Source organism: Luteitalea sp. (assembly GCA_009377605.1).
Taxonomy (GTDB): Bacteria; Acidobacteriota; Vicinamibacteria; order Vicinamibacterales; family Vicinamibacteraceae; genus WHTT01.
The window spans coordinates 1-21351 of the sequence record WHTT01000082.1 but is presented as its reverse complement, the minus strand read 5'-3'; the positions used below and the strand labels follow the sequence as shown (position 1 = coordinate 21351).

The window sequence follows — 21351 nt, the reverse complement described above, 5'->3', positions numbered from 1 at the left end:
GAGCGCACCTGTCGGGCCATCACATAAGAGCCTCGTTTGGGCGCCGCCGAGGCCCTCGTCAAGCCCGCCAGCCCTGAAGGGGGCGGAGCGGAGCGACGAGGCTTGACGAGGCCGAGGGGCGCCCGACAATCGCGTGATGTGATGGCCTGGCCCGTGCTCATAGACAGCTCCTTCGCGGCGTCGATGCCGTTCGTGAATGCACGACCGCGTCGAGCCAGTCGTGCGCACGTCGCAGTGAGAGGACCCTGGCTCTAGGAGCGAAGGCGATCGGCGCTCAGCAGACGCGCTCGTTCCGTGCGCGTCTGCGTGCTGGGCGCGAGCCATGTTGGTGGCACAGATGTGGACGTGGGGTCGACATCGACGCGCGCGAAGCTATGCCTCGCGCGCCGGCCGCGTGACGGCGACCGGAAAGGAACGAAGATCCGAGGCGGCGGCGGCCGTATCGGCGACGCCGAAGAGTCGTTCGGGCTGGTTCGTCGGCGGCACGGTCTAACGGGCCTTGGCAGCGCACCCGACGGGCCCTCTGCTCAGCGGGCTCGGTGCGTCCGTCGCCAGACCGACAACCGTACCCTCTACGTATATAGAACGCTCTAAAATGGCGATTTCTAACATGACCCCACGCACGCACGGCAGAAAGTCTCGCGCGGCGGGCCGCCTCTCCGTGCGCACTTGGACCCAGCGTTCGGGACAACACAAGGTGCATGGAAACAGCGAGTCCGGCACGCGACAGCGCCTCCTCGTGGCGCGCGCGGAAGACCATGCAAGAGCCACCGGTGGAACCGTTCGTCGCCGTTCCAGCCGGGGCGTGAGCGACCCCCTCGTGTGGCACGTGGGGGAGTTTTGCGTTCAGACAGGGGGTCGCTCACGCCCCGGCTGGTCGCTACGCTGGTCTGCCTTCGCCTGGACGGGCGGCACAAAGCGCCGCCTGATGCATCATCCCGCAGACAACCCAAGGCACACAGCGCTCGTGGGTTACTGACATAGAACGAACGCTTGGCGCAGCGGCCGGGACGAGGAACACATCGTCGTCGCAGTCAGCTTCCAGGGGGATGGGTCCTTCCAAGCCGCTCATCCCCTCCCTCATCCCCCAACGTCGCCGCGTCAGGCTGTAGCAATTAGAGAAGAGAGATGTGCGTACGCGTACGGCAGCACGACGCATTCAACCTGCGCCTCATCGCGTTCGAGCGCATCTCGAAATACCGGGGACTGCGCGAGCCAGAGTGCCGGATCGCCGTTCTCGAGCCAGCGTCGATAGAGCGCCCGAAACCGCGGCGCCCGAAACGCCTTCGTGGCGGTCATCAGTCGTTCATCGTCAAGGCCAGGATGATCGTGGGATGGGGATCGGCGCTGGCGGAAGAGCCACCTCAACTCCTCAATGGCCGCCGGGTGCAGAGGGCTGGCGAGCTGTTCGTACCCGGCCCCCTTGAACAGCGCCATCACCGTCGCGAGCTGCCCCGGAAAGAGAATGCGGACGGTCCAGCGACTGACCGCGTGCAACCGCTCGGCGTGGCGAAGTAGGAAGAGGCGAAAGTCCATCGGCATCGGGTTGGTCGCCAGGTAGAGGAAGACATGCCGCCAGCCGTACGGCTCGATGCCAATCGGTAGCTTGTCCGGGAAGTACCGGATCGTCGTGTTTGGTGCTTTGCCGAAGACCAGGCGCGGGTACTCGTGCGGTTCGACGCGGTCACCAACCCGGCGCACGAAGTAGGACCGTTTGTCGCGCTCGGTGCCAAGCCACGTGAGGGCCCGGTCGGCGAGAACTCCGTCCAGGATCATCAGACGCTCGATCGCCCGGCCCAGACTGACCACCTTGCGATTCCGGTTGTCCGGCTCGCCAATCGCGGCGTAGAGCGGCTTGTGGTGGACATGAAAGAGTCGCGTTCGGCGTCGCGGCCCGAAAGCCGTCGCCGTGGCGTATCGTCGTGCCAGGAGCTTCTCGAGGAAGTCGTGCACCTTCTGGCCGTGCGTGATGCCTGCGAATGCGCAGTACTGCCGGCCCATGAACACGCCCGAGTGGAGCATCACCGTGACCAGGAAGCGCGCCTGGCGCTCGGTGAGGCCAAACGCGGCCACAGACCTGACGCGTTCGGCGTTGACCCACTCGATATCCCAACGGTCTGGTGCCCCTGGGAACACACCGCACCTCCGCCCGATACGGAGCCACGGCGCCAGAGTTCTGCCGACAGACCCGTATACTAGAGCTTCTGCCTTCGCAGAATGAATACGGCGCTCGGCTCCTCCCTTATACGAACGCTCCGGCGGGGCAACTTCTAACATCGCGCGAGAGTGTGGCTGAGAGGCGTGCCGTTCTCCGCGACGGCCGACGCGTGCGCAATGCCGCGCTTCTCCCAGGTGGCGAGTAAGGAGGTGCCGACCGCGTTCAGCGGAAAGAGCGACCCTCACGTGGCGGTTCGTGGCCATCAGGCTAGCGACCACGGCGCGGCTCAAAGTCCGGGAAGCCCTGCTTCAGTAGTGAGTCGCTCGCAGGATGTCCCTATTTTATTACGTGGAGCGTGTAATAACAGGGACATGACCGCCTCGACTCGTTCGCCGGCCGACAAGCTCCAGCGGCTCTTCGAGCTGGCTGCGACGCAGGCCGGCTACTTCACGGCGGCGCAGGCGCGGGGCCTTGGCTATAGCCCCCCAAAGGACCCGAACGTCCTCGCCTTGACCGGAAAGCCGCGATCGGAGTCGCTCGCGAGGCGGCTCTTCACTTGTACCCGCATCTGCTTGCCGGAGTTGCGGGGATCGGCGTGTATGCAGATAAGGTCGTATCCTTCGTTGTTTGGCGGCGCCTTGTAGGTGAGGACGTTGCGGCGCATCAGGTGGCCCATGACGAGGTATTCTGCGCCGAGCGAGACGACTGGATATCGGAGGAACCTCAGCACCGATTCGCTTTTCCCCTGTGAACACGCGATAGCAGCCCTATGGGCCGCCTGGCTCGCGGTACGTCAGCGAGAACACGGTATCGGTCAGCCAGCGCCGAAACGACTCGTTGTCGCTGAACTGCTTGAAGAGCTCCGTGTCGTCCTTGAGCACGGCGGTCATCACGCGCGCGAGCGCCTTATCGTGCTCGATGCGGGCATTCTGCTTGTCGGAGTTCTGCCGCGCGTTCTGAAAGGCCCGATCAGCAGCCACGCGGCTCGGGATGTCCTCGGTGATGAGCCGATGCACCCGATCTTGATCGGTCCACTGAATGTTGCCGAACTGATCGTTGAACGCCTTCACGATGTTCGAGAGCCGGTCCAGCTCGGGCTCCGGCTTGCGCCCTCCGCCCGACGTCGGGACAGGCTCAATCTCCGCGTCGACATCCGGTAGTTGGATGTGGATAGCCGCCTGCTTCTCCACGCGGTAGCTGTCCATGTCGATCGCTTCGAGGATGCCGCGGGACAGGTCGTCCTCTCTGGGCGCAGGGAGCTTGGGAATCAGGAAATTGAGGAATATGGAGAGCTTCTCCCAGTCGACCACCGAGTAGGGAAGGATCGACCCAAGAAAGCCGTACGCGCGAACGAAAGCCTTCGCGCTTCCTTTGAAGCCTACCTGTTGATCCTCGTCCAGGTCATCGTTGTATGTCGCCACGCAGGCATCGAGCAGCGGGTCGAGCCGATCTCGGTCGCCGCCCGCCAAGTAGAGCTCAACGAACTGGTCGACATCAGATAGCTTGTAGACCTGGTAACCATCGAGGGTGGCTTTCAGGTCGTGTAGCTTGTCGGGGTCGGTCTCCTCGCTGAGAATCGTCGTGCGGTAGTAGTCGGCGAACGCCTCGCGGATCGTGTCGACATCGTTCATGAAGTCGAGCACGAACACGTCGTGCTTCTGCGGGTGCGCGCGGTTCAGCCGCGAGAGGGCCTGCACCGCCTTGATCCCGGACAGGATCTTGTCCACGTACATCGTGTGGAGCAGCGGCTCGTCGTAGCCGGTCTGGAACTTGTCCGCACACACGAGGAAGCGATATGGGTCCTTCCGGACATGGTCGGCGATCGCGCTGCTGGGGAACCCGTTGAGGGATGCCTCGGTCACGTTGAAGCCACCGTATTCGTGCTCGCCCGAGAACGCCACGATGGCCCGATAGGGGCTCTTGCGCTCTGCCAGGTAATCCCGGATGGCGTGATAGTACTGGATGGCCCGCTCGATCCTGCTAGTCACGACCATCGCCCGCGCCTGGCCGCCAATCTTGTTCAAAGCCAGTACATGCTGATGGAAGTGATCGACCATGATCTCGGCCTTGAGCCGGATGGCATGCTCGTGGCCCTCGACGTAGCGCCGCAGCTTCTTCGACGCCTTCCTCGCGTCGAACTCGGGGTCGCCCTCGACCCGCTTGACCAGCCGGTAGTAGCTCTCGACGGGCGTGTAGTGCTTCAGAACGTCCAGGATGAACCCCTCCTGGATCGCCTGTTTCATCGTGTAGCTGTGGAAGGGGCGGTGCCGGACCTGCCCGCCCTCCTCGTACGCCTCGCCAAAGATCTCCAGCGTCTTGTTCTTCGGTGTTGCAGTGAAGGCGAAATAGCTCGCATTCGGCAGCAGCTTCCGCGCCTCCATGATCCGGTTGATTTGGTCCTCGGTCGTCTCCTCTTCTTCCTCCGCGCCACTGGCCGAGAGCGCCATGCTCACCGCCGCCGATGTTCGACCACCCTGGCTAGAGTGAGCCTCGTCGATGACGATGGCGAATCGGCGGCCCCGGTGCTCCCTACCGATCTCGTCAAGAATGAACGGGAATTTCTGGACCGTGGAGATGATGATCTTTTTCCCGGCCTCGATGAACTTCCGCAGGTCGCCTGAATGCTCCGCGTGGCCCACCGTTGCGCCGACCTGAGCAAACTGCTTGATAGTGTCGCGAATCTGCTGATCGAGGATGCGCCGGTCGGTGACGACGATGATGGAATCGAAGACAGACTGCTGGTGCTTCCGCAAGCCAATGAGCTGGTGTGACAGCCAGGCGATCGAGTTCGACTTCCCGCTGCCGGCAGAGTGCTGGACGAGGTAACGCTTCCCGGCACCATCGGCGTCGACGGTGCTGAGGAGCCTGCGAACCACATCGAGCTGATGGTACCGGGGAAAGATCTGAACCGCCTTCCTCTTCCCGGTTCTTTCATCGTTCGTCCAGACCACCTGGGCGTAGTTCTCCAGGATGTCGGTGAGGCCGTGAGGAGTGAGAATCCGCTTCCACAGATAGTCGGTCTTCAATCCCTCGGGATTCGGCGGATTGCCAGCGCCGTCGTTCCAGCCCTGGTTGAACGGCAGAAACCACGATGCTTTCCCCTTGAGATCAGTACAGAACCGGACTTCGTGGTCGTCAACGGCGAAGTGGGCGACACAGCAACCGAACTGGAACAGGAGCTCGCGGGCGTCGCGATCGTGCCGGAACTGCTGCACCGCGTCGTCCACCGTCTGCTTCGTCAAGCTGTTCTTCAGCTCGAACGTGGCTACCGGCAGGCCGTTGATGAAGAGCGCGAGATCGAGTGCGAGCTGCGTTTCGTCCCGACTGTAGCGGAGCTGGCGTGTGACGCTAAACCGATTCGCTGCAGAGCGCTCCGCGGCGGTGACGTTGCCCGGTGATGGCGTTCCGTAGAACAGATCGACGTGAACCGGACCGTGCTTCACGCCGTGGCGGATGACGTCGATCACGCCCCGCTTCGTGATCTGACCCTGGAGTCTGGCCAGGAACTTTCGACGGGACAGACCCTCGTCATCCAACGAGAGAGAGGAGGCGGCCTCAGGCTGGGTCGCCATCAGAAAGGGGATGAGCTGTCCGACGTCGACCGCGTACTCGCGGTCGTAGTCACTGGGGCGCCCGTGCAGCCAGCCGGTTCCGGTGGGCACCGGTCTATCTGCCGGCTCCTCCCCCAGCGGCGCGGGCTCAGCGGAGGCGGTCATCGCGGTGACGATGAGGCTCTCGAGACCCCGCTCGCTGGTGTCGGTCTTCACCCCTCCGCTCCAGCCGCAAGGCCGCGAAGCCACTCGCCCTGCGCGAGCCGATCCAGTGCCAGCCGAATCTGCCGGTCGGAGAACTGTTTCTTCCGCTCGCCCCAGGCGTGCGTGCCCTTCACGATGTAATCGGGACTTCTCATGCGGTCGTGAACCGCGAGCCAGTGCACCGTCGAGAGGAGCTCCAGGCCAAAGGGTGTTTCGAACCCCTCGACCAATGTGGCGACGCGGTCGAAGCGAGCACGCGTATCCGAGTGCTTGCTCAGAAACGCCGTCGCATCCTCGACGGCTCCTGGAACGAGCGAGATCTCCTTCTCGGGCTCGTCTCCGCCGTCGGAGTATCCAGCGAGGAATTGGCCTTCCACGGCATTCAGAACATGCCTGAGGTTCTCAGCATACGGGCCATACGGAGCCTTGACGTACCTCAAGCGAAGAGGCTCACCTGCTTCCTGCATGAAGTACATCAGTTTGTGCACTTCCAGGAGCGTCACGAACGGGTCCAGCAGACCCGCGAGGTATCGGTCCATGAGACCAACCAGGGCGGCGCGTCCTGCGGTCATGCTTGGGACCTTCTTGTTCTTTAGGACGGCGGGATCCGGAGCGCCGCTAGGCTCGAACACCGTTATCGACACATCAGTCAGATCTGACAGCGCCCTCTCGATGGCTGCACGAACGTGCGGCCAGCTGAGCCCGCCCAGCCCGCTCCCGAGCGGCGGCAGGGCGATCGAGCGGATACCACGCGATTTGATTTCACGGACAAGCGCGTCGAGTCCAGCTTCGATGTCTGAAAGCCGGCTCGCCCCTCGCCAGTGGCGCTTCGTCGGGAAGTTGATGATGTAGCGGGGGCTCTCCATCTGCACTCTCTCGAACACGAACATCCGCCCGGGCCGGACCTCCTTGCGCTCACAGGCGGCTGCGTACGCCTTGAAGTTCGACGGAAAGGCCTTCTTGAACTGCAGGGCGATGCCTCGCCCCATGATCCCCACGCAGTTCACAGTATTAACAAGGGCCTCGGCATCGGCCTCGAGGATGTTGCCGGTCTTGTATTGGATCATGGCGACGCCTCTCCTAATAGTACCAGTCAGCGCGAACCTCTACCATAGGCCGATGAGCTGCATCGCGAAGCACCTGACCGACTCGCGCCTTGACTGCTGGTGTACGAACTCCGATGCGTGAAACAAGCTTCCAGGGAAAGGAATTCTCGATCAGGAACTCGGCCTGCTTGCCGTCCTTCACGAAGGGATCCACCCCCGGTCCAGACCACGAGCTCGCATGAACTGCGGGCCAATTGACTTCGACGAGCCGAGCGATTTCACAGCGATCCTCGAAGTAGGCTGCACCAGCGTTCGACAGCGTGAAGGCCCAGCGCTTCCCGTTGCCCTCTGCCCACTCGACGGCGGTATGGAGGTCGGCCTCGAAGTGCAGAATCGGGCCTTGGCCTCCGCGATACGCCAAATTCGGGTGGTTGGCGCGATGAATCAGGAACAGCATCACGGCGCGGGGACAGAAGTAGAACGGCACACATTGGCCAACTCGCAGACCGGGTCGGCTTCCCAGGCGATTCAACAAACGCCTCGCTTTGATATCAGTCATCCCGATCATCGTGCCCTGCGCCTCTCGCTCGGCCATCACCTCGTCACACCACAGTCGACCATCCGATACGACTGACGCCAGCCGGTCCACATGAATGATGTGGTAGATCTTCGGGTCGGCCGGGGGGCCACTCACACTTCGACCTCCTCACCGGCGTTCGGCTCCGCTTCCTCGCCCCCGTCTTCCGCCTCGACATTGAGCGCAACCTGCTCGACCACGTCAGAGTCATCGGCCTCGTCAGGGAGAGCAGCAGCGGCGCCACGCACATCAAGCTTGCCTGTAACCAGGTCGGCGACCAGTCGTGCCCGGTACTCGCGCATGATGTCGATCTCACGTGCGGCCCGACTTGCAGCGGCATCAATTCGAGACGCCTCCACCTTGATTGCCTGAGTGATGGCACGTTGCTCGTTGAGTGGCGGAATAAGAATAGGGAACGCGCCCAGCGTGCCGCTGTTCGTCGATGCCAGATTGGTGGTCTGTTTCGCGGTCAATTGGAAGTATGTACGCCCGTGCCGAGAAACCATCAATCCCACCAAGAAGTCTGGGATCAGAACGTCTTGACGGCATCGCACGGCGAAGATGTGGTTTTGGTGCAAGCAACCGGGAATTTCGCCTCGCCATACGCAGCCGCGCCCGAGCTTGTCGATGTCTCCGCCCTCCGTCATGAGTACGTCTCCGGGGCGCAGCGTCGTCCGGGTCACCTCAGACGCAGGGACATCAATGGACTTCACGTCCGTCAGGTCAAGTCGACCGTGTTGCACATTAGCTACTCGCAGGTACGGCCAGATCGCAGTTACCTGACCGCGGTAGTCCTTGCCCAGCGTCAGGCCGGTCTGTACAACGGCCACGTCCTTGAGACGCGCGAACCTCCAATGCGCGGGTATGTCCTTCAGCCAGTGCAGGCCGGAAGGCTTGAGACGGACAGCTCGGTTGACGCCGCACGTCACGGCGCGGTCGATAACGGCCTGCTTCTGCTCGTTCAGGAGTGTGATCAGCTTCCGCTTGGCGCGGATGTATCGCCGAATCCGCCGGCCCGCATGGTCTAAGAAACGGACGATCGCGGTTTGTTCAGGGAGAGGGGGCGTCGGCAGCGCTGCCCGCGCTAGCTTCTCGTAGTCGATGGTCTGGCCTTGTCTAATGCCAGTGACGTGCAGCGACAGGTTTCCAATATATGGTTTCGATTTGAACAACCATGCCAAGTAACCGTGCATGACTGGCTGTGCCGGGTAAAGAACCGTGTATGCGGGACTGATGATCCCCTGCTCCCGGGCATACTCGATACCACCCTGGAAGGACCGAAGGCTGATCACGAAGTCGCCCACACGAACGAATTTGAGCAGGTGCAAGTCCTTTAGCGCGAGAACTGTCCGATTCTCGTACTGATCCTTCCGCACGACCCCTCTCGTCTGCGTGGCGGCGAGCAGCGGTTGGTTCGGAAAGCCCTTTTGAACGCGCTCACGCAGCAGGGTCTTCGTACGTCGAAGTTCCCAGTGATCCGGAACGTCCCCCAACCACGACACGCCGGAGTCCTTCATCGCGGGATAGGGCTTGAGGCCGGTGATCACAGCGCCTCCCGAGCCCGCGTCGCTCCGACGATCTCGCCGAGTAGCCCTTCTGTCTCTCTCTCCAGTGCCAGGATGTCCGCACGGATCTCGTCGAGCGCGCGCAGAGGCTGCGGCTTGTAGAAGTACCGCGTGAAACTGATCTCGTAGCCCGTCTTGACGCTGTCCGGCAGGTACCACGCATCGACGGCATAGGGAAGGACTTCGCGGCGGAGAAACCCCTCGATGCCGCCCGCTTCGAGCAACGGCACCTGCTCCGTATCGCGCAAGTCCGGGTCGGGTTCGTACTCGACAACAGCCGGTTTGCCGCCGATGGTGACGGGGAATAGGCCGCGTAGCGGATCGGGAGTCGTGCCTTTCCTGTGGATCTTCTTGATGACTGGCGGCGCATCGGCGGCACGATCGGCGGCCTCCTTCAGTGCCTTGATCTCCTTGGCTGAGTATACGCGGTCGGATTCGATGCCCTTCAGTCGCAGAGCGCGGTCGACCGCCACCTTCCAGTAGCCGAATGCGGCATTGTCGAAGATCTTCGACTGCTCCGTCTCCTCGAAAGCCAAGAACGTGTCGCAGATTCGCTGGATGTCGTCTTCAGACAGCTCGCAGTTCTTCCTGCCGAGGTTCTTGCGGAGCGGCTTGAACCACTTCGTCGCGTCCATGAGCTGCACCTTGCCGCGCCGGTGTTCCGGCTTGCGGTTGGTGAGGACCCAGACGTAGGTGGCGATGCCGGTGTTATAGAACATGTTCAGCGGGAGGGCCACGATGGCCTCAAGCCAGTCGTTCTCGATGATCCAGCGTCGGATGTTGCTCTCCCCCTGCCCGGCGTCTCCCGTGAACAGCGATGAGCCGTTGTGAACCTCGGCAACCCGGCTGCCAAGCGGCGTGCCGTGCTTCATCTTCGAAAGCATGTTGACCAGGAAGAGCATCTGGCCGTCGCTGGAGCGGGTAACGAGTGAGTATTCGGGATCGCCTGCATGGGTGATCGTGAATCGGGGGTCCTTGAGCCCGTTCTTCCCTCCCATCCGTTCGAGGTCGCTCTTCCAGCTCTTACCGTAGGGCGGGTTCGAAAGCATGAAATCGAACTCGCGCGAGGGGAACGCGTCGTTGGAGAGTGTGGAGTGTTCCGGGCCGCCGACGATGTTGTCCGCGGCTTCGCCTTCGCCTTTGAGGAGCAAGTCCGCCTTGGCGATAGCGTAAGTCTCCGAGTTGATCTCCTGGCCGAAGAGATGGGTGGCGACCTGCTTCCCGTGCCGTTCGGCCAGCTCACGGAGCGTATCCTCCGCGACTGTCAGCATCCCGCCGGTGCCGCATGCCCCGTCATAGAGGAGGTACGTCCCTGACTCGATTTGGTCGGCGATGGGCAGAAAGACCAGCCTCGCCATGAGCTTCACGGCATCTCGTGGTGTCCAGTGCTCGCCCGCCTCCTCGTTGTTCTCCTCGTTGAATCTGCGCACGAGCTCCTCGAAGATCGTGCCCATCGCATGGTTATCGAGGCCGAGATGCTTCACGGAGCCGTCGCCGTTCAGCACAGGCATCGGGCTCAGGTTGATGTCGGGCGACAGCAGCTTTTCGACGAGTGTGCCGAGGGCATCGGCCTTCGCGAGCTTCGGGATCTGGTGCCTGAACTCGAAGTTGTCGAGAATCTCCTGCACGTTGGGCGAGAAGCCGTCCAGGTACGCCTCGAAGTCCGCCTTGAGCTGCTGCTGGCTGGCGCGCGCGCGCAGGTCTCGCATCGTAAACGCGGACGTGTTGTAGAACGCCTGGCCGGCCGCCTGGCGCAGGGCACGGTCCTGGTGAATCACGCCTGCATTGTCGAGCGACTCTTTCATCTCCAGAACGGCGGCCTTCGTTGGCTCCAGCACCGCATCAAGCCGGCGCAGGACCGTCATGGGGAGGATCACATCGCGATATTTCCCTCGAACATATAGGTCTCGAAGGACATCATCGGCGATGCCCCAGATGAAGTTCGCGATCCAGTTGAGTTGAGCGGTGTCCGTGGAGCTCGAAGCCATGTTGCATCCCGGTGCTGAGAGATCGAGCTGTCTTGGCTACAGGAGTCGTAGGCTAGTCAACCGAATCGTCATCGCCTGCTCGCTCACCTTGAAGTGTCTTGCCATCTCCGCGACGTCGGAGTCGAGAGGTGGGGAGCCGAGCCTCTCGGCCTCTTCTTGGACCAGCCAGGATGGCATCAGCAGAGCGGCGGCGAACTGGTTTGCCTCGACTTCCCTCGGATCAGCGCCGGTTGACGACCGAGGACCGCGCTGGCTGATGTAGTTGCCTTTGTCGACATGAACGTGCTCGCCTGCATGGAACTGATGGCCGAGCACGTGATGCCCGATTTCGTGGGCGACTGTGAAGTTTCGGCGGCTCGCCGGATCCGAACGACGAACTGCCACGAGCGCCTGCTCGCCTCGCCGGATCAGCAGCCCAGAAACCTCAGGCCCAAGGTCGTCTAAAACGACGATCAGTCCGACCGCTTTGGCCACTTTGTGGGGATCAACGGGTGGCACCGTGATTCGTCGCTCTTCAATGAGCCGCTGAAGCAATCGCTCCGCCTGATTGCGAGCCCAATGTAGTCTCATAACTTGTTCTTCTTCGCTGGCAGCATGAACTGCTGGCTGATGCGCCTCCGTGCTTCGTCGGGAACCTTAGCTTTGCCCAGTTCACGGGCGACCTGGGATTCGAGCGCAATATCCACGCGCGCGGTGGTGGTAGGCGGTATAAGGTCGCTCAAGCTGCATTCGAGGATCTTGGTGATTTGGATGAACGTGTGGAGGAGGAGCCCTTGCCGGCCGCTCTCCAGGTTGGCGATGGAGGCCCTGGTGACAGGAGGATTTAGCAAACGACCCAGGGCAGCCTGGGTGAGGCCTTTGGTGGCACGAAGGCCCTGGATACGGCGCCCAACCTCAAGGTAGAACTGGTCGGCGGCCAGCGGCATCTATGCGGGTTTTACCAGCGCGCGTGTCTCTTTGTCAAGTAATACTGTCCCGGCGCTACAGTGATGGTCATGTGGACTGACAGTATTACTGTCTTAACTTATCAACGATTGACTCACACACACAAAGTACGAGAATATGTCGGCGACCCTAAACTCGGGGTTGTGCATCCCTTCGTCGATTGGAGGACGTCATGAAGAGCACGCGGAATTCCGGCACACGGTGGAACGCGCCATCTGATCGGCGGCTTCAGACCCTGGCTCGGCAGAACACGCCGACACGCGTAATCGGCCTCAAGTTGGGCCGATCTCCCTCTGCCGTCTACACACGCGCGTCGTCGCTGGGCGTGTCGCTGAAGCCGACGAACCAGTCGCCGTACGGACGGCGAGGCCGTCGCTAGCCCTCCGGCTAGGTTGGCGAGGTTGCCATGAGCCGTGACGACATCAGGGACATCTTCGCCGGCGTGCCCGAGCGTCTCACGCCCGAGTTCGCCATGCGTGGGCTCAACGAAGACATTCCGTTGACGACGGAGCCGCTTCGGCTGCTGCGCGATGGAGCTGTGCTCGGGGAGATTGAAGGTGGCCTCTGCCTCCGTTGGCTTCCAAAACCCGGGATCGAGTTCGCTGGCCTCTTCAGCGGGCGCTGGTCGCCGAGTCTGGACGACCAGCCGCTCGAGCTTGCCGCTCCGAACCTGCGGTTGACCGGCCCCGCGCTCCTGAGCCACGTCCAGCCGAATCCCGAGCGTCCCGTCGTTCGGGGGCTGCTTGGTAAGGGTGTCTCCCGACCCTTGTCCAGCGCCGATCGGGTCCAGTTCTATCTCGTTCGATTCCCGGACTTCATCGGTGATGCCGTTCTTCGTTCGACTGAGACGTCATGGTGGTGCGAGTCCGGCCGCTTGACCATGAAGGCAGGCCCGCTTGCCTGCACACTCGATGCGATCTCCGAAGTCAGAGAACTGACGAAGCTGGCGGAGCGGCAACCGGGATTCGTGATCTCCCATATCGGCGAGCTTCGAGCTGAGACCAGTTCGATGTCGCAGGAGACTGCGGACAATCTCCTAAGGGCTCTGCACTGGTTCTTCGGGTTCATGCGTGGAGCGAGGACAGGGCCGATTCTGCCATCGGTCGGCAGGTCGTTCAGCGAGAGCTGGTTCGAGATCGGCTCCTGGCGGCTCGACGAGCCGAACACAGTCTCGAGTTGGCTGCCAACGCGTAGCCGTCTGCAGCTTGACGACTTGTTCGCTGGGTTCCTCGATCTGTGGGCCGACGCTGTGTGGAACGATGCCATCAGGACTGGCATGTCCTGGTACATGGCGGCGAACGCCGCCCACGTCGCGAACGAGGTTCGAATCCCGTTGGTCCAGATTGCGCTGGAGCTGCTGGCGTGGGTTCGGCTTGTCGAACGCGGCAACGCGTTCTCCGAGGCGCAATTCGATGGTCTCAGCGCGAATGGCCGCATCCGTACGCTGCTCGAAGGGCTCGACATCCCCACGGCCGTGCCGGCGAGGATGACGGAGCTCAGCACGTATGCCTCGGGCGAGCAGCTCGACGGACCCGGTTGCCTGACGAGACTCCGCAAGAGACTGGTCCACCCGACGGCCAAGAACCGGCGGGGGCTCAACGACGTGGACGGCATTATGTACTGGCAGGCAGGCCAGCTTGGGCTGCAGTTCTTCGAACTGACGCTCCTCGCTCTTTACGGTTATCGAGGGAAGTACGCGTGCCGCGCGTTCAGGGGCTGGAAGGGCAACGACGAGATTCCCGTGCCGTGGGCCATGGGCGCTGGGTAGAGCCCTGGCGACACGCCAGGAGCAGGTACGAGACGAAAGGCACGGGATGGCGACTACTGTGGCGCAGGCGTTTCTAGACTTCAAGGCCAACCTCGAGATCACGGGCCTCCAAAAGCAAACCGTTTCCACGCGGCAAGCGCACGTCCGAGAGGTTCTCGAGGCCGGTTTGGAAGTCGAGGACTCGTTCCTGACTGGCTCCTCTTCTAGAAGCACAATGATTGCTCCGCTCAACGAGGCGGACGTGGACGTGCTCGTCGTTCTGCCTGCGAGCTATTTCCACCACTATCGCGAACAGGGAACTAACGGCGGACCTGCCGGCCTCCTGGATCTCGTAAAACGAACCCTTCGCAGGACATACACCCGTACTCCGGACATTGGTCGCAATGGCCAAGCCGTGACGATACGATTCAGCGGCTTCGTCGTCGATGTTGTGCCCGGAGTTCGTCGCCAGGGCGGCGGATTCCTCATCCCGAACTCAATCACTCAGAAGTGGCTCTCAACCGATCCGCGGACCCACGTGCAACTCATGGTCGACGCCAACGCCGCGCATGGGGGTAGCCTGGTACCGATGATCAAGATGCTGAAGGGGTGGAACCGGGCGAGTGGTGGGATCCTGCGTTCGTTCCACCTTGAGGTGCTCGCGTTATCGATCCTTTCCAACGTGCGCATATCGGACTTCCCGTCTGGTGTCCGGTATGTCTTCGACAAAGGGCGCGCCTTGGTGACGCAGCGGAATCCTGACCCAGCTGGTTATGGCGACGATGTGGGTCAGTACCTCAACACGCAAGACAAGATTCAGGCCGCGGTCGCAAAGTTCCAGGTCGCGTATGAGCGAGCGATCCGCGCTGAGGATCACGGCCGTCGGGGTACGCTGCGAGACGCCATAGAGGCGTGGCGGCGTGTGTTCGGCGACTATTTTCCGGCCTATGGTTGACAACCCAACGGCTATGACGACCGGCGAGATTGTTCCGTCGAAGGGCCTGAACGAGATTGTCAAGGAGGCCAAGCGAATCGAGGAGAGCACTCTATTCTCTGCCAAGGGCCACTACGCTGCCGCCGAGCGATGACACGATTCCATCTTGGCATCGGGGTGCCGAATGCCGTCTTCGCCGCGACCGCTGGTGCGATTGCCTTCTCGTTCTTCGCGAACGTCTGGCTCAGGCTGGCCGCTGGACTATTGTCGGGTGCGGCAGCGGCGCTGGCCGCGCTCCAAACGTTCCTCAACCCCAATGAACGGGCCGCAGCCCACCTGAATGCCGGGAACAAGTACGAGGCGCTTAACGGTCGGGCGCGCATCTTCTGGACGGTCGAATGCTGGACAGATGAGCCTGCACGCGTCTTGACGGAGCGTCTGAAGGACCTTGCGCTGGAGAAGGGTCGACTGAACGAAACGTGCCCACAGATTCCGCGATGGGCTTACGGGCAGGCAAAGAAGGTTATCTCTGACGGCGAGGGCACGTACTCCGTCGACAAGCCAGGGCGTCTCTCAGATCGCAAGGCCGGGGTCGGAGCCGAGGAATCTCCCGAGGATTGATTGGTGGGCAAGTGGCCGGCTTTCACTGATCAGGCGGCGCTGAACAACCAGTTGCGGAAATCGTCCCTAACACCCAGCCACCTCGCTCACCTCCGGTTCGCTCGGCGGGCTGGTCAGCACGGTTTCAGGCGCGGCCGATTCGCCTTCGGCTCATCGGACCGGGCTCGAATCCCTGCCTCCCAGCCAGCCTCTTCCGGTAGGGCATACCCGTCCCTGCCTCTACGAACGCGAGTTTGGGGGAGATCTTTCAGACTGGCGACGCCGACGGCCCATGAGGACTGCGCCAATGGCCGCGATGCTCGCCCTTCCCTGTGCCGTGTGTCGCCAGTCGGCGAGATCGCGTAAAACGACCCACGCTCAGGCACGACTCAGCGCCGGTGTCGATGTGCCCGAGGCATTCGCGGCAGCCATCGGCACCTTCGGGGCGCCACGAGAGTTGGCGAAGGAGTTCCTGAAGACCGGGCCGGGCGAACAGCGCCTCGCTTTCAAACTCACGGCAATGTATGTCGCCGCCTCACTTCTCCTCACGGCGGCGATCGTTGGCGTCGACAAACTGGTGATTCCACTCAACCCGACCTGGACCGCGTTCGTGTTGGTGTTTCTGCTGCATCCTCTACTGATCTTGCCATTCGCCATGCGATATCTGAAGGTGCGTAGGCGGCTCCGTCCCGCTTCGATGAGCGAATAGGATAGTCACTCGCGTGGACTCCGCTGTTCGCGGCTGAGGCGGAGACGTGGGGCGAACTACTCCTGTAGAACGCAGATCGATCCTCGAAAGATCCTTTCCGCAGTGCGCGTCAGGGGGCCTGGACACGAGCAGAATTCTCACGCCGCATGGACGAGGTAGTGTCGAAAATCGTCCCTAACACCCAGCCAAGCTCTTCCGTGAGCACACCCGTCCCTACTTCGTATGAACGCGAGTTTGGGACGAGATCTTTCAGGCAGATTCTTGGGTCGCTAGGCTCCGTCCGGCGCGTCGTCCGCCATACGGCGCAGCCGCTCGCCATCCGTGAGTCCGAGACGCAGCATCTCGGCGGCAATTCGCCGTACGTCCCCCCGGTCTGCCCCGCCCGCAAGGGCACCGGCTGCAAGGTCGAACAGTTCACCGGTGTCGTGCTGGACTTCGGTGACGTGCGGAAGCAGGTCGGCCAGCAGTTTGCCGATGGCTGCACTGTGGGACTCGGCAAGGCCACACTGTTTGAGGCGATACAGGGTGAAGTGGTCCAGGACGTCGGGCGGGGCACTCGCCAAGAATCGAATCACGTCCTGAAAGTTGCCCTTCAGCGGGCATACCCAAGCGACCATCGCTTCTCTTTCCGCATCGGCGAACGGCCGCGGCACGCCCGTAATGCGAGCCTGCCAGTAGCTGGATAGCCAACGTTGCCATATGGCCGCGCTTCCTTCGGTGGACCCGGCCTCCAGACTTCGACCAAACGTTCGGGCCCACTCGGCACGGTGAGCTTCGCTCGCCTCACGCACGAACTGAAAGAGCCATCCGGCATTGATCCAAGGATCAAGCTGCGAGTACGCCGCGACGTTCGCAAGAGCCGTCACGAAGGCGTGCGCTTGCTCGCCGAGGGCGTCGATGCGCGTGAACGTTTGTTGTGTGAATGGCAACATGCAGGCAAAGAGTGGGTCGTTCCACCGTCCCCAAGTCAGGAAACCGTGCCACGCCTGACTCGCGCGGTCCGCGTCGACTGCCCAATCGAAGAGAGGCACGACATTCACTTCTGTCCAGGCGCGATCCGCTCTGAACAGGAAGTGGACTTGGCTCGCGAAGATCACGCGCGCGAGCGATGCATTGTGCCCCTCGCCATGAAGCAGCCCCTCGAATCGCTCACGAGTCTCTGGCGGCAACCCGTTCCATCCGTCGGCCGATGCACTCATCCGCTTGGACACCGCCTTGATCCAAGCCATTGCGACCTCGCCCGCCGGATGGTTGAGCGCGCTAGTCAGCCAGTCAAGGACGCCATTCGTGTACACACTTGGAGGCAGGCCATCGGAGATCGTCAGGAGTCGTTCGCCGATCCGTTCAATCCGGGCGATGTCCGCTTCAACAAGATCCGTTCGGTCGAGTGCGTCTTCGATTACGTGAGCAGCCTCGAGAGCCGCTGTCGCCCCGACTCGAGCATGGTCGTCCAGGATGGCCAACACGTCTCGGAGTTCCACGTCCGACAGAGTGGGTGCGCGCCAAGCCTGAAGGAGAGAGCCCCACAGATCACCGTCCCAACGGCCTGCCGCGACGAGGGATTGCGCAACCGACATGGCCCAGGGCCTGTCTTGACCTGCCACCTGGGAGAAGATGGTCATCAATCCTGAACGGTCGGGGCCGTCAAAGCTCGGCCTCTCCGGCCGATAGCCGCTGACATAGGTGGCCGCGTCGGACGGCTGCATCGCGAGGAGCTCTTGGGCAGTTATCGGACTGCGGGGACCGACCCACCCTGAGCTGATCCAACGATCCATGTCAGGATGCGTTCGAGGCGCGAAGTCAGGGTGTCTCTCCTGCATTTGGGCGAGGTGGTCCCGCGCGATCAGCGAATCCGGTGCGACTTGCACCAACCACACAGCCACGTTGTAGCGCTCGTAGTTGATCGTCCGCGCGGCGTCCTTGTCAATCTCTCCGTCCGTGGAGAGAACGGCGGCATCCATCGAGTAGGCGACAAAGTGTTGCTGTGCGTCATCAGTTGCGTGGGGAAACACGGCGCGAAGCAATTCGAACGTCTCGTGTTTCAAGCCAGAGTCGTACAGCCACTGGTGACGTTCGATCAGATCGAGTCCTTCGGACGGTGACACGTCGGTTCGACGTGCGGTTCCATGGATCGCGAGCCTCTTAAGGAGCGACGGGCCGGCGGTGATCCAAGGTGCGATCGTCGCGCTCGCCAGCGTCGCGTCATGGATGACTGCCCAGTCGATGGTGTCCCTCGCGATATCGATGATCAGGCCCCAGTCGTCGTGCGTGTGGTCCTGCTCATGCTCTTCGATCGCGGATCGGTGAAAGCTCAAAGGATCCCAGGTGTCTGTTGCCTTCCCGGCAGCGCGCAACAGCCCCGACGCCTCGTAAACCCACTCGGTCGCCAAGGCTAAGAGCTGACAGTGGAGCGCTGGGATCTCGGCCCGTAGCGATCGGTCCCAGGCGTTGCGAAGATCGTACGGCTTGCCTCTGAGGGCCAATTCCACATCGAGCACCGGCGGGGTCTCATCATGCAGCCCACTCCACACCGGATCGAAGCGTAAGCGCGGACGCAGCAGGACGCGGAAGAGGACCAAGGCCGTGGCGTTGTCGCCGCTATCCACGCAGGCGCGCAGCAGCCTCTCAAGAGTGTGTGGATGAGTGTTGTCCGCAGCCGCGAGCGCGGTTGCCCACAACCGTAGAACGCCGTCCGGCAAAGGGTCTCGACCGACGGCTAGCCGAAACGCAATCGCATCTGCGCAGCCCGGATTCAGTATTGCGAGGTGATTCTGGACGAACTGCAGTGCAACCTCGGCATGGGGAACGACGAATCGTTCCGCGAACCAATGCGCGACCTGCCGGCCAGTGTCGCCAAGCGGCTCCGGTCCTATGAGCGGCTGAAGAAGGCGTTCGCCAATGGCCCAATCAAGCCATTCACGGAGAGTCGCCAGCTCAACGAAGAAGCGGAGCGTCACGGCATTGCCCACAACGCCTCGCAGGTAGTCGATGTTCTCGGGTTCGAGCGGCGGCGGTAGCGCGACCAGCTGGCCGATCCGCAAGCGATGATCGAACACGCCCATGCGCGCCGCGGCATTCCAGCTCTCAATGGCGTCATCGAGGGCACTGTACTCGTCCGGAGCGACTCGTTTCGGGAAGTGAACCGGAACGATGCCCAGGTGTGTCCAGTGATCATCTTGATCAGGGAGCGTGAGCGCGAATCGCGACGTGCCGCCGACGAAACTGCGCGCCAGATACCTCATGACGGGGTCGGCGTGACTGTACCCAACGAACAGAACCACGTACGCCTCGAACATGGTCATGAGGAACCGAGTGGCCCACGCGTCGGCGAGGTACGCCTGCTCGAAGTCGCGATCAGTCACGACGAGGTGGCTGCGGTCTCGTTCCACAGCCCCATGCAGGTAGGTCAACCCAGTCCAGTCGCGCCCCAAAGGCAACGCCGGAGCGGTGAAGATGTCGACATGAGGATAGCGTTCGCGGAGTGCGGTCGTGAAATGTCGGTCAAAGTTCGTCGTCACCACCCGAACGGCCGATTCGTCTCGAAACAGGCTGATCAGTGCGTGATGCAGGGGGCGCGGCGTGGACGTCTCCACGTCTATGACGGGCCCTTGCCTGGACATTGGTGCCGTGCTGTTCGACGCGTCCAAGATAGGCATCCAGGGGCTCGGTTGGCCTCCGAGGTAGCGCGCCTCCGGCGATCTGAACGGCGAGGTCCTCGAAGGAGGGGAGGTTGGCGGGCGGCCCCATTGAGACTCCTGCGCCCGCAAAGATGACGAGGCGGCCTTCTCGCTGTGCCGCTACGAGTGCCTGCGGCAGGTCGACATCCCGGTTGATCCACATCCCCGTCAGGTCCTTGGCGAGTAGAGCGCTCGAAGCCGCGCCTCGAGAAGCGAGCGTCGTCCCTGACTCGCCGCGTCCGGAAGGAGGAAGCCGCCGAGCGCCTCGACGAAATTGGGATCGTCGAGCAGCGCTCGGATCTCCGTGCCGATATAGTCGCGCACGTCGGCGCGGGCGGCGGCGACGTCGCTCCCGATCTCCGGACGCCCATCGACCACGGCGATGATGTCCTCGAGATCGTGACTCGCGACGATGTCACCATCGCCGCGTCCATGGAACGCGTCCAATTTCGTCGCGATGAACAGCGCCGGCGTGACCACTCGCACCTCGTGTCCGGCGATCTGAAGTATCTGAGCCGTCTCGATGGCGGCCGGGTACCACCGGTTGCTGAAGCCAAGAACGTGCTCGTCCACCGGCATGACGTCGACGATGAACTCGTCCCGTCGCCACCGGCAGAGCGGCGCGCCTGGCGTGGGGTCCTCGGCGAGTCCCAGCGCGCGCAGCCGTTCCGAGAGAGCGGCGTACTTCGCGTATGACGTCACGTCCACGATCGCGTCGACATCCTTCGTCGGTCGGATGCCGCCCGCTGCCGGATCGGTGAGGAACAGCCCTGTCGTGCAGCCGCCAACGAACACGAGCTCATCGAGCACCGGCGCGAGCAGGTGCACGACGGACTCGAAGAGCACGCGATTCGGATCAGCCACGAAGGAGCCTCCGTAGCCGCGCGCTCAGCTCTTTCTCCGCCAGATGCCGCTCACGCACACGTCCATCGCGTAGCGCGTCAATCAGCGCCAGAAGCTCGTGGAGCGCAGGGTCCTTCCGGGCGGCTTTCGGCGCGGCCTTGTGCAGTGGCTCGAGGGTCGCGCCGCGTACCTCACCATCCGGATCGGGCCATACGGGCGGGAGGTCGCCGTTGTCGACGATCTGGTCACTCAGCGGCGGTGCCGCGTACGCCGTCGGCACGCCGCGCGTCGCCTCACCGCGTTGGACCGGAAATGCGTACTTGACGCCATGGATCAGGAACTCTTCGACCGCCTTCAAGAGCGGTCGACCCGTCTGGGCGTCCACCAGCCGGGACCGTTCCAAGCGCTTAAGCGATGCATGGACCTGAGAGGGGCTCAACGCCAGGTCGCCGGCCACCCGAGCAATCGGCGGACGCTCTCCACCGTAGCTCACCAGCTTGGCGAGCACGACCACATCTTGAGGCAGCAGGCCTTGAGCCATTCCTTATTCTAGAATCTAGAATACTGAATGGCAAGCGGCAAGCAGAACAAGTGAAAGATTGGCGTCTTCGCACGCGTTCAAAGGGAATGGAGGCGACGGGAAGCTTCAGGCCGCATGGACGAGGTAGTTGCGGAAATCGTCCCTAACACCCAGCCAATTGCGAATGTACGTGTCTCCACAGCCGACGCCGAGTGGGGTGGGACGCCAGCGGCGCTAGTGTCCTGTCTCAGTGATTCGTGGCATAAGTCCCGGAGCGCGGCGCCCGG

The 21351-nt window shown here is 62.5% G+C and carries 17 protein-coding genes; 5 read left to right on the top strand and 12 right to left on the bottom strand.

Annotated features, from left to right (window positions below):
• Positions 1 to 1101: 1101 nt before the first annotated feature.
• The 9 genes from GEV06_22130 to GEV06_22090 all read right to left on the bottom strand — a co-directional run bounded on the left by GEV06_22130 (position 1102) and on the right by GEV06_22090 (position 12015).
• Positions 1102 to 2136: a hypothetical protein gene (locus GEV06_22130; protein MPZ20588.1), complete on the bottom strand. Its 1035-nt coding sequence runs from the start codon at positions 2134 to 2136 to the stop codon at positions 1102 to 1104.
• Positions 2137 to 2633: 497 nt separating this feature from the next.
• Complete coding sequence (locus GEV06_22125; protein MPZ20587.1) at positions 2634 to 2888, bottom strand: hypothetical protein; 255 nt, start codon at positions 2886 to 2888, stop codon at positions 2634 to 2636.
• Positions 2889 to 2925: 37 nt separating this feature from the next.
• Positions 2926 to 5925: a DEAD/DEAH box helicase gene (locus tag GEV06_22120; protein MPZ20586.1), complete on the bottom strand. Its 3000-nt coding sequence runs from the start codon at positions 5923 to 5925 to the stop codon at positions 2926 to 2928.
• On the bottom strand, positions 5922 to 6980 hold the full coding sequence (locus GEV06_22115) for an Appr-1-p processing protein (protein MPZ20585.1): 1059 nt from the start codon (positions 6978 to 6980) through the stop codon (positions 5922 to 5924). The genes GEV06_22120 and GEV06_22115 overlap by 4 nt, the downstream gene beginning before the upstream one ends.
• A 13-nt stretch (positions 6981 to 6993) precedes the next feature.
• Positions 6994 to 7653 carry a DUF4433 domain-containing protein gene (locus tag GEV06_22110; GenBank protein ID MPZ20584.1) on the bottom strand — a complete coding sequence of 220 codons (660 nt, stop codon included), beginning with the start codon at positions 7651 to 7653 and terminating at the stop codon, positions 6994 to 6996.
• Positions 7650 to 8840 (bottom strand): restriction endonuclease subunit S, encoded by a 1191-nt coding sequence (locus tag GEV06_22105; protein ID MPZ20583.1) that lies wholly within the window; start codon positions 8838 to 8840, stop codon positions 7650 to 7652. Before GEV06_22105 ends, GEV06_22110 begins: the two co-directional genes overlap by 4 nt.
• A 239-nt stretch (positions 8841 to 9079) precedes the next feature.
• The gene (locus GEV06_22100) at positions 9080 to 11089 is read right to left on the bottom strand and encodes an N-6 DNA methylase (protein MPZ20582.1); all 2010 of its coding nucleotides are present in this window, start codon (positions 11087 to 11089) and stop codon (positions 9080 to 9082) included.
• Positions 11090 to 11125: 36 nt separating this feature from the next.
• Positions 11126 to 11659: an ImmA/IrrE family metallo-endopeptidase gene (locus tag GEV06_22095; protein MPZ20581.1), complete on the bottom strand. Its 534-nt coding sequence runs from the start codon at positions 11657 to 11659 to the stop codon at positions 11126 to 11128.
• Positions 11656 to 12015: a helix-turn-helix domain-containing protein gene (locus GEV06_22090; GenBank protein MPZ20580.1), complete on the bottom strand. Its 360-nt coding sequence runs from the start codon at positions 12013 to 12015 to the stop codon at positions 11656 to 11658. The genes GEV06_22095 and GEV06_22090 overlap by 4 nt, the downstream gene beginning before the upstream one ends.
• Before the next feature lie 191 nt (positions 12016 to 12206).
• Between GEV06_22090 and GEV06_22085 the strand changes: the two genes are divergently transcribed.
• From GEV06_22085 to GEV06_22065, 5 genes are all read left to right on the top strand, one after another.
• On the top strand, positions 12207 to 12413 hold the full coding sequence (locus GEV06_22085) for a hypothetical protein (GenBank protein MPZ20579.1): 207 nt from the start codon (positions 12207 to 12209) through the stop codon (positions 12411 to 12413).
• Positions 12414 to 12440: 27 nt separating this feature from the next.
• Positions 12441 to 13802, top strand: a complete 1362-nt coding sequence (locus GEV06_22080) for a hypothetical protein (protein MPZ20578.1) — start codon at positions 12441 to 12443, stop codon at positions 13800 to 13802.
• A 46-nt stretch (positions 13803 to 13848) separates the two neighbouring features.
• The gene (locus GEV06_22075; protein MPZ20577.1) at positions 13849 to 14736 is read left to right on the top strand and encodes a nucleotidyltransferase; all 888 of its coding nucleotides are present in this window, start codon (positions 13849 to 13851) and stop codon (positions 14734 to 14736) included.
• Positions 14737 to 14865: 129 nt separating this feature from the next.
• On the top strand, positions 14866 to 15336 hold the full coding sequence (locus GEV06_22070) for an SLATT domain-containing protein (protein ID MPZ20576.1): 471 nt from the start codon (positions 14866 to 14868) through the stop codon (positions 15334 to 15336).
• A 286-nt stretch (positions 15337 to 15622) separates the two neighbouring features.
• Positions 15623 to 16024, top strand: a complete 402-nt coding sequence (locus tag GEV06_22065; protein MPZ20575.1) for a hypothetical protein — start codon at positions 15623 to 15625, stop codon at positions 16022 to 16024.
• Positions 16025 to 16293: 269 nt separating this feature from the next.
• Here the strand turns inward: GEV06_22065 and GEV06_22060 are convergent, their stop codons facing one another.
• From GEV06_22060 to GEV06_22050, 3 genes are all read right to left on the bottom strand, one after another.
• Positions 16294 to 19680: a DUF4020 domain-containing protein gene (locus GEV06_22060; protein ID MPZ20574.1), complete on the bottom strand. Its 3387-nt coding sequence runs from the start codon at positions 19678 to 19680 to the stop codon at positions 16294 to 16296.
• 189 nt (positions 19681 to 19869) lie between these two features.
• Complete coding sequence (locus GEV06_22055; GenBank protein MPZ20573.1) at positions 19870 to 20565, bottom strand: hypothetical protein; 696 nt, start codon at positions 20563 to 20565, stop codon at positions 19870 to 19872.
• A complete protein-coding gene (locus GEV06_22050) occupies positions 20558 to 21085 on the bottom strand; it encodes a hypothetical protein (GenBank protein MPZ20572.1) in 528 nt (175 codons plus the stop codon). Before GEV06_22050 ends, GEV06_22055 begins: the two co-directional genes overlap by 8 nt.
• Between the last annotated feature and the right edge of the window lie 266 nt (positions 21086 to 21351).

Coding starts and splice junctions, on each gene's coding strand:
- GEV06_22115 (MPZ20585.1), bottom strand. CDS start 6,980: ATGATCCAATACAAGACCGGCAACATCCTCGAGGCCGATGCCGAGGCC.
- GEV06_22100 (MPZ20582.1), bottom strand. CDS start 11,089: ATGGCTTCGAGCTCCACGGACACCGCTCAACTCAACTGGATCGCGAAC.
- GEV06_22095 (MPZ20581.1), bottom strand. CDS start 11,659: ATGAGACTACATTGGGCTCGCAATCAGGCGGAGCGATTGCTTCAGCGG.
- GEV06_22090 (MPZ20580.1), bottom strand. CDS start 12,015: ATGCCGCTGGCCGCCGACCAGTTCTACCTTGAGGTTGGGCGCCGTATC.
- GEV06_22085 (MPZ20579.1), top strand. CDS start 12,207: ATGAAGAGCACGCGGAATTCCGGCACACGGTGGAACGCGCCATCTGAT.
- GEV06_22080 (MPZ20578.1), top strand. CDS start 12,441: ATGAGCCGTGACGACATCAGGGACATCTTCGCCGGCGTGCCCGAGCGT.
- GEV06_22075 (MPZ20577.1), top strand. CDS start 13,849: ATGGCGACTACTGTGGCGCAGGCGTTTCTAGACTTCAAGGCCAACCTC.
- GEV06_22070 (MPZ20576.1), top strand. CDS start 14,866: ATGACACGATTCCATCTTGGCATCGGGGTGCCGAATGCCGTCTTCGCC.
- GEV06_22065 (MPZ20575.1), top strand. CDS start 15,623: ATGGCCGCGATGCTCGCCCTTCCCTGTGCCGTGTGTCGCCAGTCGGCG.
- GEV06_22060 (MPZ20574.1), bottom strand. CDS start 19,680: ATGCCTATCTTGGACGCGTCGAACAGCACGGCACCAATGTCCAGGCAA.
- GEV06_22050 (MPZ20572.1), bottom strand. CDS start 21,085: ATGGCTCAAGGCCTGCTGCCTCAAGATGTGGTCGTGCTCGCCAAGCTG.